Raw genomic sequence first — 14922 nt, 5'->3', positions numbered from 1 at the left:
ACTCCTTCCGTTGGTTTTCCTCTACCCACCGACTGCGGTGGTCTCGGGGGCGCGCCGCGCGCGCCGGGTGGTGATCCGCTGCCAGGCGGCGGTCACGTCGTCGGCCAGCCGGCCCGGCGAGGCGCCAAGCGGCAGCCGCACCACGACCTGCGCCGCTCGCCGCGACCCGTCCACATCGGACACTGTCAGGTCGTCGGGAGCGGGCAGCATCTCCTCCAGCACCAGGCCGCCGACCGCGGGGTCGGCCAGCATCCGGTCGAACACCCGCAGCGTGGCGACGCTGTCCAGGTCGACCGGCTGGGACCGGCGGCCGTCGCGGGCGAACACCCACCGCGGCGCGCCGGTCGCCAGCCGCACGTTCGCCAGCGCCCGCATCCGCGCGAACCGGTCGCCGCCCGGCTCCGGCAGCAGGTCCCGGCCCGCGAACACGGTCGCCGGGGCGATCACCAGGTCCGGGTCGGCCAGCAGGCGCGGCGTGCGGGCGCGGCCGGGGAACGCGGCGCGCGGATCGCCGAATCCGTGCGACACCGCGAGCCGCCGGGCCGGGGACGCGGCGGTGAGCAGCGAAACCACCAGGTCCCACGGCGGTGGTGGCCGCCGGGTCGCGTGGTAGACCGGCCACAGCACCTGGCCCGCGCGGTCCTCGGCGATCACCCCGCGCGCGTCGCGGCGCAGCGTGATCTCGTCCAGCGGCAGGTAACGGCGCATCCCGGCCGGATCGTCCACATAGGTCGCCGGGTCGGCGTCGCCGGTCCAGGTTCGCGTGTAGCGCGGGCGGCGGACGGTGTTGGCGCCCTGGCTGCCCTGCGGCGGCACGAGGACCTCGACGAGCTCCGCGCCGCACCGGGCCGCGGTCTCGGTCAGGAACGCGCGGTGCGCGCTGACCTGCGGGACCTCGCCGTGCAGGCTCTGCAGCGCGGCGGCGAACCGCGCGTCCGTCACGCCCGCCGGGGTGACGGCCTCCAGCACGGCCCGGCCTCCCGGCAGCGGGCGGAGCAGGCAGTCGACCGGCCACGGCGACGGCCGCGCGGGCGGTGCGCCGAGGTAGTCCAGCACGGCCGGGCCCAGCTCGATCTCGCTTTCGCCGGCGTGCCGGGCCATCCACTCGCACAACCGCTGGTAAGTGGTCCGCGGCCGCGGTTCCGGCCACGCCGAGCCGGGCAGGGCGGGCCGGGACGGTTCGCCGGAGTCCAGGGCCTGCGCGACGATCTCGGACAGCGGCCGCGGCTCGGGGCCGACGAGGTCGAGCGCCGGGTGCGACCGGCGGTCGGCGATCACCGCGGCGAGCCGTCCCGCGTGGGCGACCAGCTCGGGCAGCCGCGACGGCACCGCGACGCCGCCGTGTGCGCGCCGGTAGACGTCGGTGAACCCGGAGCCGGGCCCGGCGGCGACCCGCCAGCGGTGCAGCCGCCCGGTCGGCGCCGACGACACCTGCACGAGCCCCAGCTGCGCCAGGTGCCGCAGGAACTCGCGCAGCACCGGCTTGCGCCGCGCGTCCGGCGCGAGCAGCGTGACGACGTCCCGGGTGCGCATCGCCCGCGCGCCGAGCACCCGGCACAGCGCGTCCACCACCGGCGTGCGCCGGATGTCGCCGCGGCGCACCGCGTCCGGCCCGTCGTGGTCGGCGACGTGCCAGCACAGCCGGTCGCCCTCCGTCCACCGCAGTGCCGTCAGGCTCAGCCACGCGTCCGGCAGGATCGGGGCCGCGGTCAACCTGCGGCGGTCCTCCTGGATGTTGCTGAGCCGGTGCACGGCGTGGTCGCCGACCGTCAGCGGCCCCGGCCCGGTCCCGGCGAGGGCGACGTGCGCGAGCCAGCCGCGCGGGGTGGTCTTGAACGCGGCCCGGAACAGCAGCCGCAGCAGGTGGTCGGCGCGTTTGCGCAGTGCTTTGCCGGTCCACGGCTCACCGGCGGCGAGCCGGGCGCGGATGTCCTCGACGACCCCGGGCGCGGTGGCGGCGACCATGCGCGCCGCCTCGGGGTCGCCGCTGATCAAATCCCACACCAGGCCGTGGTGCATCCGCGCGGTCTGTTCGACCGCGTCGTGCAGCGCGGCGGTCTCGGCGGCCAGCGCGTCGCCCCACTCGGCGATCCGCGCCAGCGGCCGGAAGTCCAGGTCCCCGGGCTGGACGAACTCGCCGCGGTGCAGGCGGCGCCGGACGTCGAGCGCCTGCCGCCGCGCCTCGCGCGGCAGGGCCGGGACCAGCTCCACGCCGATGCGCTCGGCCACGTCCGCGGCGCACGCGCGGTAGGCGGTCTCGGCGCGGATCAGGTGACGCATCCGTTCGGTCAGGTCGGGCGTGCCGAGCGCGGCGGGCAGCGCCGCGGGCAGGCCCGCGACCCTCACCAGCACGGGATCACCGACCAGGGCGGGATCAGTCATCGCCTGCCGCCAGTGACTCGGCGATCAGGACCTGCCTGCCGAAGCTCAGCTTCCCGCGGTTCCAGTGGAACACCACGTAGTAGCAGGCCGCCTCGCGTGGGCCGACGCGTGCGCCGTCCGCGGTGAAGTAGTGGGCCCACCACCCGTCGAGCAGCGGCCGGACCTCCTCGGCGTGCCGCTCGGCCAGCCGCCGGGCCGGCCCCGGCACGGTGGCGGCCAGCTCGTCCGGGTGGTTCCACCACCGGCGCAGGCCGGCCGCGGCGACGGCGGTGTCGACCGGCTCGGGGTGCCGCCGCCCGGTCTCGCGGACCCGCGCCCACACGTCCCGGTCCTCCCAGCCGGCGATCCGCAGCCCGTCGAACACGCCGCGCAGCATCAGCATCGACAGCGCCCACGGCGGGCAGCCGGACGGGCGGGTGTGGTGGTCGAGCCAGGTCAGCGAATCCACGGTGAACAGCCGGTGCGCCCACGCCATCGACGCGGGACCGCCGAACAGGTGCGCCTCCGGCTCGTACACCGACGGCACCGCCCTCGTCACCAGGCCGATGTCCTGCCACAGCCGGATCCGCTTGCGCAGCAACGCTTCCACGTGCTCGGCCTGTCCGGGCGCGGGAGCCAGGCGCAGGCGCAGCCCCGGCGGCTTGTGCATCACGAAGAAGTCGTCGATCGTCTGCTGCCACAACCAGACCCGGGCCAGCGCGGCGATCGCGCCGTGCAGTTCCGGCAGATCCGGCGTTTCCAGGCCCCACTGCACCCACCGGTCCTCCTCGGCGGCGAGCGCGGCCGCGCCCGCGGTGAGGAACGTGGTGAGCTCGCGGCTGGTCCGCCCCTCGGACAGCGCGCTGACGCAGTCGGCGAGGAAATCCCGCATGGGCACGGACTTCTCCCGCAGGCGCACGGTCGCAGGCACCGTCATCTCGCCTCCCGAAAGGAATTCTCGAAACGGTTTCCGGAAATGCGGAAATCCATATTCAGTCTGTGCCGGGAGGTGGACGGCGGAAAGTGCGGGAACGGCTTTTCGCCGGGTCGAACGACCCCTGAACGTGGTGACCTGGCAAACCGCGTCCGGCGCCGGGACACAGGGTCACGGCAACCGGACGCGGTTACTCACACCGGTCAGCACGGAACCGCTCGGGTCAGCGGTTTCGCCACACCGGCTTCCTTTTCTGCGCGAACGCCGCCGGTCCTTCGAACGCGTCCTGGCTGACGAGGAGTTCGTCGAGCGCGGGCGAGGGGTGCCGGACGGCTTCCACGGTGTCCGCGAACCCGTCCGCCTCCGCCATGATCCGCAGCGAGGTGCGCACCGACGTCGGTGAGCCCTCCAGGATCGCGGCGGCCACCTCGCGCGCGACCGCCAGCGCCTGCCCGGCCGGCGCGACCCGGCTGACCAGGCCGTAGGACTCGGCCTCCGCGGCGGACAAGCGCCTCCCGGTGAGGATCACGTCGCCTGCGACCTTCGCCGGGATCGCGCGCGGCAGCCGGACCAGCCCGCCCGCGGCGGCGACCAGGCCGACCCGGACCTCGGGCAGGCCGAACTGCGCGGTCTCGTCGGCGACCACGAGGTGGCAGGCGAGGGCGATTTCGCAGCCGCCGCCCAGCGCGAACCCGTTGACCGCGGCGATCACCGGCTTCGGCATGGATTCGCGGCTGGTGACCCCGGCGAACCCGTTCTTGGGCACCCACATCGGTTTGCCGCTCGCGGAGTAGACGAGGTCGTTGCCGGCGGAGAACGCCTTGTCGCCGGCGCCGGTGATGATCGCGACCCACAGGTCCGGGTCGGCGAAGTAGGCGTCGAACACCTCGTCCAGCTCGGCGTTGGCGGGCGGGTGCAGGCTGTTGCGCGAGTCCGGGCGGTTGATGGTGACTTCGAGCAGGTGCCCGTCGCGGCGCACCAGGATGTGCTCGTAGTCGTCGCGGAAGCCCGGCGAGCGCGGCGGGAACAGTTCGTCCATCCGCTCGGCCGTCATCGTGACCCGGTTGCCGAACCCGAACGAGCGCACGTGGATCTTGCTGCCGATCGGCTCGCCGTCCAGCAGGCGGCCGAGCGTCTCCTCGTCCTTGGTGGAGGCGAGGAAGCGGCGGCCGTCGTCGAGCCGTCCGATGACCACGGCGCTGCCCGCGGCATGCTGGACGGTGTAGGTCTCCAGCGTGGCCCAGCCGTCCGGGTGCACCGCGGTCGGCACCGCGGGGCGGGCGTCCAGCTCGGCCTGCAGTTCGGCGCTGCGGCCGGGGCGCCACGGCGCCGGGGTCGTGGAGTACACGCCGGCGGAGTACTTGGACAGCATGCCGCCGTTGGCGCCGACCAGGCCGAACGCCCCCGGCTGCGCGCGCAGCCGCACGACGGTCTCGGCGATCGCGTGGGTCGAGTAGTTGTTGCCGGGGCCGCCGAAGAACGGCAGGCCGCCCGTGACGGTGAGGCCGCGCGGGTCGTCCGGGGCCAGGCCGAGCCCGTCGCAGACGGCGAACACGGCGACCGGGAAGCAGCTGTACAGGTCGATGGTGGCCAGGTCGCCGACCCCGATGCCGGCGAGGTCCAGCGCGTGCCGCACCGCCAGCACCGCGGCGGGCGAGCCGCTCAGGTCCTCGCGCTCCAGCAGCGGCTGTTCCTCCAGGTCGGCGTGACCGTGCAGGAACACCCACTTCTCCTCGGGCACGCCGAGCCGCCGCGCGGCGCCCACTGACATCAGCAGCACCGCGGCGCCCTGGTTGACCTGCTCGCGGGCGATCAGGAACCGCGTGTACGGGTCGGCGATCGGGCGGTTGCGCTCGGTCGGCGTCGCCAGCTCGCGGGCGTCGCGCCGCACCGGCGCGGCGGCGTGCGGGTTGGCCGCGGCGACCGCGGTGAACGGCGCGAACAGCTCGCCCATCGCCAGCGCGTAGTCCTCGCGGGACAGGCCGAGCCGGGCGCGGCGGGCGTTTTCGAACAACGCGTACTGGCTGGTGGGTTCGAGCAGGCCGTGCGCCAGCATCTGGCGGTTGGCCAGGCCCTTCAGCCCGAACCCGCGGTCCTCCAGGTCGCCGTCGACGTGCTCGGTGAAGTCCGGCTTGTCGTCCGCCTGCTGCAGGTGCCGGACCGTGGAGATGGCCTCCGCGCCCGCGATCAACGCGACCTCGGCCCCGCCCGCGGCGATCGTCCCGGCCAGTTCGGTGACCAGGTGCTGGGGCGACTGGCCGCCGGTGACCTCCAGGATCGCGCGGGCGGGCGCCGCGCCGATGCGGTTCGCGACCGAGCGCGGGAAGTTGTCCGACCGGCCCAGCGGCGAGTGCGAGATCGGCGTGGAGATCTCGAACTGGCGGATGCCGGCGACGGTGTCGACGGCGGACGCGATGTCGCCGGGGTCGGCGCCCGTGTCGGCGAGGGCGTCCCGGGCCGCCGCGGCCGCGAGCTCGACCGCGGACAGCCCGCGGTAGCCGGGGTCGTCGATGCGCTCGGACGCCTGGCCGACGCCGACGAGGACCGGCGTCCGGTGATCGAGAGAGGTCATACCGAACGGTAACCCGGCGGCGCGCTCCCGATCACCGGTCCCGGATCACGAACTTTGCGCGATGTTGACCATCCACGAGACACCGAACCGGTCCAGGCACGCGCCGAACTCGTCGCCCCACATCTGCTTCTCCAGCGGGACGGTGACCGTGCCGCCGTCGGACAGCTTGTCCCAGTAGCCGCGCAGCTCGCCGGCGTCGTCGCCGCTGAGGCTGATCGACATGTTGTTGCCGGGCTGGTGCTCCATGCCGGGCGGGGTGTCCGAGGCCATCAGCGTGAACCCGCGCTCGGTTTCGAGCTGGGCGTGCATGACCTTGTCCGCGTCGGCGCCCTCCATGCCGCCGAAGTCGCCGAAGGTGTTGAGGTTCAGCTCGCCGCCGAAGACCTGCCGGTAGAACTCCATCGCCTGCCGCGCGTCGCCGGCGAAACTGATGTACGGGTTGAGCCGCGAAGCCATTTCGGGTCTCCCTCCATCGCGAAGGGGGCCAATCCTCGCAGACCGCCCTGCCTGCGACAACACCCTGCGGGGTAGGAAAAACTCCGCCAGAATCGGCCCGTGACCGGGTCGGTTTGGTACGTGGGTTACGGGTCCAACCTGCACGCCGCGCGGCTGCGGTACTACCTGGAGGGCGGCACGCCGCCGGGCGGGCGGCGGTCGTGCCCCGGGTGCCGTGACCCGCGTCCGCCGGAGCGGATCGTCCCGCACTCGATGCCCGGCGGGGTGTACTTCGCGACCGAGTCCGCGACGTGGGGCGGTGGCCGCGCGTTCTACGACCCGTCGTTGCCGGGGACGGCGGCCTGCCGGGCGTACCTGCTGACCGTCGGGCAGTTTTCGGACCTGGCGGCGCAGGAGATGTACCGCGCACCGGACGGCGACCTGGACCTGACGACCGTGCTGTCGGCTGGCCGCGACGTGCTGGGGCCGGGACGGTACGAGACGTTGCTGCACGTGGGCGACCTGGAGGGGTTCCCGGTGCTGACGTTCACCGCTCCGTGGGCCGCCGACGAGGTGCCGTGGAACCCGCCGTCCGCGGTGTACCTGCGGATGCTCGGCGACGGGTTGCGGGAGTCGCACGGCTGGCCGCGGCCCCGCGTGGCGGAATACCTGTGCGGCCTGCGCGGGGCGGCGGGCTTCTGGTCCGTGGACGAGGTGGCAGACCTGCTGGCTCAGTAGGCCAGCTCGGCGAGGCGCTCCGGGTCGGAGATGATGTCGATCGCCGCGATGAGGTCGTTCACCACGGTGAACGCGAAGAGCGTCTGCGGGCGGCCGTCGCGCAGGATGAGGCGGCCCGCGACGCCGTTGACCAGCACCGGGACCGGCTGCCCGCCCTGGCCGGACTGCCGGAAGGTGAGCGCCTGCCCGGCCACCGCCTCGGCCCCGCGCACCAGCCGGGACGCGCTCGCCGGCAGGGCGGCGGCCTCGACCCGCAGCACCACGTCCGGGTCCAGCACGCTGACCAGCGCGGCGAAGTTCCCGTCCCGCGCGGCGGCGAAGAACGCGTCCACCACCTCCCGCTGCCGGGCCACGTCCCCATCCGGCACCGTCGGGCTGCCCTGGATCCGCCGCCGCGCGCGGCTCGCCAGCTGGCGAGCCGCCGCCGGGGTCCGGTCCACGATCGGGGCGATCTCGTCGAACGGCAGCGCGAACATGTCGTGCAGCACGAACGCCAGCCGCTCCGCCGGGTCGAGCGTGTCGAGCACGACGAGCAGCGCCAGCCCGACCGAGTCGGCGATCAGCGCCTGCTGCTCGGGGTGCGAGCCGTCCTCGGGGACGATGACCGGGTCCGGCAGGCGTTCCGGGTACTCCTCGCGGCGCGCCGACCGCGACCGCAGCATGTCCAGGCACACCCGGCCGACCACGGTCGTCAGCCAGCCGCCGAGGTTGCGCACCTCGCCTGCGTCGCTGCGGCTGAGCTTCAGCCACGCCTCCTGCACCGCGTCGTCGGCCTCGGTCAGCGAACCCAGCATCCGGTACGCCACCGCCCGCAGGTGCGCCCGGTGCGACTCGAACCGCTCGGCCAGCCACTCGTTCTCGGTCATACCGCTCTGACGGATCCCGTCACGCCGGTGTGACCGGCTCGGACACCCGGATCACGATCAGGCACGAGTCGTCCTCGGTGTCGGACGTCGCCTCGGCCAGCAGCTGGTCGCTGATCCGCTCCACGTCCGTGCCCGCGTGGCAGGCCGCGGCGGCCAGCCGGTCCAGGCTGTCGTCGAGCAGCACGCCGCGCCGTTCGATCAGCCCGTCGGTGAACAGGACCAGCGTGTCCGCCGGCCGCAGCTCCAGCACGGACTCCTCGAACCGCGCGGTCGGCCGCGCGCCGAGCAGGATGCCGCGCGGCAGGGGCAGCTGCTCGGTCACCCCGCCGCGCACCAGCATCGGCGGCAGGTGGCCGGCGCGGGCCCAGGTCAGCGTCCGGCTCTCCGGGTCGTACAGCCCGCACAACGCGGTGCCGGTGACGCCGCGGTTCACCGTGAACGTCGTCGTGTTCAGCCATTCCAGCAGTTTTCCCGGGCTCGCCCCGGTCACCGCCAGCCCGCGCAGCGCGTTGCGCAACGCGATCATGCCGGTGGCCGCGCCGATCCCGTGCCCGGCGACGTCGCCGATCACGAGCAGGATCCGCCCGCTGGGCAGCACCGTCGCGTCGTACCAGTCGCCGCCGACCTTGTGCTCCTGCGCCGCGGGCCGGTACCGGACCGCGACGTCGAGCCCGTCCATCTCCACCGGCCGCGCCGCGGACGGCAGGATCGCCTGCTGCAGCTCCCGGGCGATCCGGTTCTGCTGCTGGGCCTCGTGTTCGGTGTCGGCGAGCCGGTCGCGCGTCGCGGTCAGCGCGACCTGGCTCTGGTACTGCGCGGACAGGTCCTGGTAGATCCCGCGCACCGCGACCAGCTGCCCGCTCTCCGACAGCACCGGCTCGCCGTGCGCGCGGATCTGCCGGTGCGTGCCGTCCGGCCGGATCAGCCGGAACACCGTCGCGGCCTCCTGACGCGCCAGCAGCGTGGTCTGGAACGCCTCGGCGATCGGCAGGTCCTCGGGGTGGACGTAGGTGCACAGCTCGTCCCACGCGACCGGGCCCGCCGACGTCGGCAGCCCGAACAGCTCGAAGGTCTGCTCGGTCCACGTCATCTCGCCGGTGAGCACGCTGTGCTCCCAGCTGCCCAGCCGGGCGATGTGCTGCAGGTTGTGCAGCAGTTGCGCCAGCCTGTGGTCGTCGTGGCCGACGGTCAGCCCGATGCGCACCCCGTCCAGGAACCGGGTGATCCGCACGTCCACCGTCGCCGGGGTGGCCGCGCCGCCGGTCCGCGCGACCAGCGGGACCGGCCCGAGCCGCGCGGTCGCGCCGGTGGTGAGCACCTCCACCGCGCGGTCGGCGAGCCCGTACGCGCACAGCAGCGGGTACGCCCTGGTCAGCCCGCGGCCGATCAGTTCCGCGGGCTGCCGCCCGTGGGGGTCCTCGAAGTCCTCGCCGACCTGCGCGATCTCGAAGTCGGTCACCTGGCCGGACTCGTCCGAGCGCGGCCGGGCGAACAGGCCGGAGTCCAGCAGGCCCACCGTCGACGGCAGCGCTCCCGCCGGTTGCGTGCTGAGCACGATTTCCCGGCCGCACAACGCGGCGAGCGCGGTGAGCCGTCGCTTCTGCTCCGGCGGGAACAGCGGCAGCGGCGCGGCCCAGACGAACTCCACGACACCGGCGATGCTGCGCGCGGTGGTCACCGGGACCACCGCCCGCGCCCCGCGCCGCTCGTCCGCCAGCAGTGGCACGGCGGGGGCGAATTCCACCTCGGGGATCCAGTGCGGACGCCGTTCCCGCGCCGCGCGTTGCGGCAGGCAGTCCATCAGCACCGGGAGGTGCCGCCAGCGGCTGGCCTCCAGCAGGTCGAGTCCGCTGTGGCCGGCGAGGCCCAGGGCGCCGTCCGGCCGCACCTGCCACACGGCGACCGCGGCCGCGCCCGCGGTGCGCCGGACTTCCTCCAGCAGAGCGGAATTCTCCGCGGAGGCGTCGGGCAGCCGGGCGAAGTCGGGAGCGTTGCCGGGCTCGGCGAGCGTCCGCGGCGGCCGGACCGCGCCCGCGACCAGGTCCGCGGCCAGCTCCGCGACGGTGATCCCGGTGCGCGTGGCGAGTTCGGCGAGGTGCGTGGCGGCCTCGGCGGGGGAGTAGCCGAGCCGTTCGACGAGGATGCCTTCGGCGACCGGGACGAGCAGCCCGCCGTCCCGTTCGGCGCGCAGCCGTTCGATTTCCTGCTGCTGGCATTCCACGACGGCGGCGAGCCCGGCGACTCGCGGATCGAGGTCGCTGGTCTGCGGCGGGTACTGGGCCGTCACTCGAGCCCCTCGGTCGCGGTGGGCGGACGAAACAAGTCTAGTGAAGTGGCGCTGGGATACGTGTCGCGCTACCAGTAGATTCCTCTTCTGCGGGGATTGTTCGCAAGAGCGGTTCCCAGAGCCTCACGGAATCGGAGTGCGCTGATGGCTGAGAGCCGGACCGCCCAGGCCAAGCGGGACCCGGGCCGAGGCGGTGAACGGGAGCTGGCCGATCCCCGGTTGCAGCAGCTGCTGGCCGGGCTGACCGCGGTGCGCGACGGCGATTTCGGCACGCGGCTGCCGCAGGTCGGCGACGAGCTGATGGACGAGATCGCGGCCGTCTTCAACGGCATGGTCGACCAGCTGTCGGTGTTCACGTCCGAGGTGACGCGGGTGGCGACCGAGGTGGGCACGGAGGGCAAGCTCGGGGGCCAGGCGCGGGTGCCCGGCGTGTCCGGGACCTGGGCGGACCTCACCGATTCGGTGAACGCGATGGCAGGCAACCTGACCGCTCAGGTGCGCGACATCGCGCAGGTCGCGACCGCGGTGGCGAAGGGCGACCTGTCGCAGAAGATCACGGTGGACGTCCAGGGCGAAATGCGGGAGCTGAAGGAAACCATCAACACGATGGTGGACCAGCTTTCGTCGTTCGCCGACGAAGTCACGAGAGTGGCCCGCGAAGTCGGCACCGAAGGAATTCTGGGCGGCCAGGCGGAAGTGCCCGGCGTTTCCGGAACCTGGAAGAACCTCACCACTTCGGTGAATTTCATGGCGGGAAATCTCACCGATCAGGTGCGCAACATCGCGCAGGTGACCACCGCCGTGGCGCGCGGCGATCTGTCACAGAAGATCATGGTCGACGCGCGCGGGGAAATCCTGGAGCTGAAGAACACCATCAACACGATGGTGGACCAGCTTTCGTCGTTCGCCGACGAGGTCACCAGAGTGGCCCGCGAGGTCGGCACGGACGGCAGGCTGGGCGGTCAGGCGCAGGTGCCCGGCGTCGGCGGCACGTGGCGGGCACTCACCGATTCGGTGAACTTCATGGCGGGCAACCTCACCGACCAGGTGCGGTCGATCGCCTCCGTGGCCACGGCGGTCGCCGACGGTGATCTGTCGCAGAAGATCACCGTCGACGCGCGCGGCGAGATCCTGGAGCTGAAGAACACCATCAACACGATGGTCGACCAGCTGTCGGCGTTCGCCGACGAGGTCACCAGAGTGGCCCGCGAGGTCGGCACCGAGGGCCGCCTCGGCGGTCAGGCGGACGTGAAGGGCGTGTCGGGCACCTGGAAGGCGCTCACCGAATCGGTGAACGTGATGGCCGCCAACCTGACCGACCAGGTGCGGTCGATCGCCGACGTGACCACCTCCGTCGCCAAGGGCGACCTGACGCAGAAGATCCGCGTCGACGCGCGCGGCGAGATCCTCGAGCTCAAGGAGACCATCAACACGATGGTCGACCAGCTGTCCGCGTTCGCCGACGAGGTCACGAAGGTGGCCCGCGAAGTGGGCACGCACGGCAACCTGGGCGGGCAGGCCAACGTCCGCGGCGTGTCGGGCACCTGGAAGGACCTGACCGACAACGTCAACGGGATGGCGTCCAACCTGACGAGCCAGGTGCGCTCGATCGCGCAGGTGGCCAGCTCGGTGGCGCAGGGCGACCTGTCGAAGAAGATCACCGTCGAGGCCAAGGGCGAGGTCGCCGCGCTGGCCGACACGATCAACACGATGGTCGACACGCTCGGCGCGTTCGCCGACGAGGTGACCAGGGTGGCCCGCGAGGTCGGCACCGAAGGGATCCTCGGCGGCCAGGCCCGCGTGCCCAACGTCGCGGGCACCTGGAAGGACCTCACCGACAACGTCAACTCGATGGCGAACAACCTGACCAACCAGGTGCGCAACATCGCCCAGGTGACGACCGCCGTCGCGGACGGCGACCTGACCAAGAAGATCGACGTCGACGCCCGCGGCGAGATCCTCGAGCTGAAGACGACGATCAACACCATGGTCGACACCCTCGGCTCGTTCGCCGCCGAGGTGACCCGCGTGGCCCGCGAGGTGGGCAGCGAGGGACGGCTGGGCGGCCAGGCCGAGGTCGAGGGCGTGTCCGGCACCTGGAAGCGGCTCACCGAGAACGTCAACGAGCTGGCGGGCAACCTGACCCGCCAGGTGCGCGCGATCGCCGAGGTGGCCAGCGCCGTCGCCACCGGCGACCTGACCCGCTCGATCTCGGTCGAGGCGCAGGGCGAGGTCGCCGAGCTCAAGGACAACATCAACTCGATGGTGCGGTCGCTGCGCGAGACCACGCACGCGAACCAGGAGCAGGACTGGCTCAAGACCAACCTGGCGCGCATCGCCGGGCTGATGCAGGGCCACCGCGACCTGGCCACCGTCGCCGAGCTGGTGCTGGACGAGCTGGTGCCGCTGGTGAACGCGCAGCAGGGCACGTTCTTCCTGAGCAGCGGGCAGAACGGCAGCGGGCGGCTGCGGCTGATCGCCACCTACGGCGCGCACTCCACCGAGGAGCTGGTGCGGGAGGTGGAGGTCGGTCAGACGCTCATCGGCCAGGCGGCCCGCACCCGGCGGCCGATCATCGTCGACAAGACCCCGCCCGGGTACGTGCGGATCTCCTCCAGCCTCGGCGAGGCGCCGCCGGTGAACCTCGTCGTGCTGCCGGTGACGTTCGAGGACCGCACCCTCGGCGTGATCGAGCTGGCGTCGTTCGAGCGGTTCACCCAGGCGCAGCGCGACCTGCTGGACCAGCTGGGCGAGACGATCGGCGTCAACGTCAACACGATCGTGGCGAGTTCGCGCACGGACTCCCTGCTCGAAGAGTCGCAGCGGCTCGCCGCCGAGCTCCGGGTCCAGCAGGAGGAACTGCAGCGCTCGAACGCCGAGCTGGCCGAGAAGGCGACGCTGCTGGCCCGCCAGAACCGCGACATCGAGGTCAAGAACACCGAGATCGAGCAGGCCAGGCGGGAGATCGAGGAGCGCGCCGAACAGCTCGCGCTCGCCTCGAAGTACAAGTCCGAGTTCCTCGCGAACATGTCGCACGAGCTGCGCACGCCGCTCAACAGCCTGTTGATCCTGGCGAAGCTGCTCGCTCAGAACCCCAGCCGCAACCTCACCGCCAAGCAGGTGGAGTACGCCGAGGTGATCCACTCGGCCGGTTCGGACCTGTTGCAGATGATCAACGACATCCTCGACCTGTCCAAGGTGGAGGCCGGGCGGATGGACATCCACCCGGAGCCGTTCGCACTGAACCAGCTGCTGGACTACGTCGAGGCCACGTTCCAGCCGCTGACCGCGGAGAAGGGGCTGACCTTCGCGGTCACCGCCGACCAGGACGTGCCGCGCGAGCTGGTGACCGACCAGCAGCGGTTGCGGCAGGTGCTGCGGAACCTGCTGTCCAACGCGGTCAAGTTCACCGACCACGGCCGGGTCGAACTGCGCGTGCGGATGGCCCGCGACGAGGAGCTGCCCGCAGGCACCAGCGGCCCGGTGGTGGCGTTCGCGGTCACCGACACCGGCATCGGCATCGCGAAGGAGAACCTGAGCGCCATCTTCGCCGCGTTCCAGCAGGCCGACGGCACCACCAGCCGCCGCTACGGCGGCACCGGGCTCGGGTTGTCCATCAGCAACGAGGTGGTCTACCGGCTCGGCGGCGAGATCCGCGCGGAGAGCGAGCTCGGCGAGGGCAGCACGTTCACGTTGTTCCTGCCGCTGGGCAAGCCCCCCGGCGACGGCCTGCCCGCGCCGGTGGCCGCCGAGGTCGAGGTGCCCGAGCCGGCGGCGGAGGTCTCACGTGAGACGCCCGGCAAGCGGCAGGTGCTCGTCGTCGAGTCGGCCGGCACCGGGCTGCTGTCGCTGCTGGCGAGCAGCGCCGCCGCCGACCTCGCCGACACCCACGGCACGGTCACGGTCGCCACGGTGAGCACGGCGGAGCAGGCGACGAACGTCCTGCTCAGCCGCCCGCACCACTGCGTCGTGCTGGACGTCAGCCTGCCCGAGGGCGGCGCGTTCGCCGTGCTGGACGCGCTGGCCGACCACCCCGACCTGCGTTCGGTCCCGGTGCTCGCGCACCCGTCCCGCAAGCTGACGCCGGACCAGGAGAGCCTGGTCCAGACCCGCGCGGCGATGCAGCCGCTGGAGCTGCTGCCCTCGCTGGACGAGCTGCGCGAGCGGATCGCGCTGCACCTGTCCGCCGACCAGCCGGACGACGTCATCCCGCTGACCCAGCCGCGCTCGCCGCTGTCGTCGCTGACCCGGCCGGTCGACGACCGGCCGGTGGACGAGCCGTTGCGCGGGCACAAGGTGCTGATCGTGGAGGACGACCCGCGCAACGTGTTCGCGCTGCGCGGCGCGCTGGAGAGCTACGGGCTGGACGTGCGGCACGCGGTGAACGGGCGCAAGGGCATCGACGTGCTGCTCGCCGAGGACGGCATCGAGCTGGTCCTGATGGACGTGATGATGCCGGAGATGGACGGCTACGCGGCCACGGCGGCGATCCGGGAGATCCCGCGGTTCGCCGACATGCCGATCATCGCCGTCACCGCGAAGGCGATGCAGGGCGACCGGGAGAAGGCGCTCGCGTCCGGGGCCAGCGACTACCTGACGAAACCGGTCGACGCGGAGGAGCTGCTCCAATGCCTGCGGCGGTGGCTGCCGGAGGTGCGGGCCTGACCCGGGCGGCGGATCCGGCGAAGGAGGTGTTCCGCCGGGGCGCGCGGGAGTGGAGGATGAGTGC

8 protein-coding genes are annotated in these 14922 nt (G+C 72.8%); 2 read left to right on the top strand and 6 right to left on the bottom strand.

The genetic code is table 11. From position 1 onward, the window contains the following. Positions 1 to 21 precede the first annotated feature (21 nt). From ACCP09_RS08880 to ACCP09_RS08865, 4 genes are all read right to left on the bottom strand, one after another. The gene (locus ACCP09_RS08880; protein ID WP_433744844.1) at positions 22 to 2382 is read right to left on the bottom strand and encodes a hypothetical protein; all 2361 of its coding nucleotides are present in this window, start codon (positions 2380 to 2382) and stop codon (positions 22 to 24) included. Further along, positions 2375 to 3298: a thiopeptide-type bacteriocin biosynthesis protein gene (locus tag ACCP09_RS08875; RefSeq protein WP_433744841.1), complete on the bottom strand. Its 924-nt coding sequence runs from the start codon at positions 3296 to 3298 to the stop codon at positions 2375 to 2377. The genes ACCP09_RS08880 and ACCP09_RS08875 overlap by 8 nt, the downstream gene beginning before the upstream one ends. A 220-nt stretch (positions 3299 to 3518) precedes the next feature. Continuing rightward, positions 3519 to 5867: an acetyl-CoA acetyltransferase gene (locus tag ACCP09_RS08870; protein ID WP_433744838.1), complete on the bottom strand. Its 2349-nt coding sequence runs from the start codon at positions 5865 to 5867 to the stop codon at positions 3519 to 3521. 45 nt (positions 5868 to 5912) lie between these two features. Then, positions 5913 to 6323 carry a VOC family protein gene (locus ACCP09_RS08865; protein WP_123683706.1) on the bottom strand — a complete coding sequence of 137 codons (411 nt, stop codon included), beginning with the start codon at positions 6321 to 6323 and terminating at the stop codon, positions 5913 to 5915. Between the two features lie 99 nt (positions 6324 to 6422). Between ACCP09_RS08865 and ACCP09_RS08860 the strand changes: the two genes are divergently transcribed. Beyond that, positions 6423 to 7040 (top strand): hypothetical protein, encoded by a 618-nt coding sequence (locus ACCP09_RS08860; protein ID WP_027932146.1) that lies wholly within the window; start codon positions 6423 to 6425, stop codon positions 7038 to 7040. Here ACCP09_RS08860 and ACCP09_RS08855 read toward each other — a convergent pair. Together ACCP09_RS08855 and ACCP09_RS08850 are read right to left on the bottom strand one after the other, a co-directional pair. After that, positions 7034 to 7906 carry a sigma-70 family RNA polymerase sigma factor gene (locus ACCP09_RS08855; protein ID WP_433744834.1) on the bottom strand — a complete coding sequence of 291 codons (873 nt, stop codon included), beginning with the start codon at positions 7904 to 7906 and terminating at the stop codon, positions 7034 to 7036. The genes ACCP09_RS08860 and ACCP09_RS08855 overlap by 7 nt on opposite strands. 19 nt (positions 7907 to 7925) lie before the next feature. Further along, positions 7926 to 10193 (bottom strand): SpoIIE family protein phosphatase, encoded by a 2268-nt coding sequence (locus ACCP09_RS08850; protein WP_123683703.1) that lies wholly within the window; start codon positions 10191 to 10193, stop codon positions 7926 to 7928. A 144-nt stretch (positions 10194 to 10337) separates the two neighbouring features. Here ACCP09_RS08850 and ACCP09_RS08845 point away from each other — a divergent pair, with 144 nt between their 5' ends. After that, entirely contained in the window at positions 10338 to 14858 is a 4521-nt protein-coding gene (locus tag ACCP09_RS08845; RefSeq protein ID WP_433744830.1) for a HAMP domain-containing protein, read from the top strand. The last annotated feature ends 64 nt before the right edge of the window (positions 14859 to 14922 follow it).

The organism is Amycolatopsis sp. 3B14 (assembly GCF_050958625.1).
In the GTDB taxonomy this organism is placed as follows: domain Bacteria; phylum Actinomycetota; class Actinomycetes; order Mycobacteriales; family Pseudonocardiaceae; genus Amycolatopsis_E; species Amycolatopsis_E thermoflava.
The sequence above is the reverse complement of the archived record's forward strand: the minus strand, read 5'-3'. Positions and strand labels throughout refer to the sequence as shown.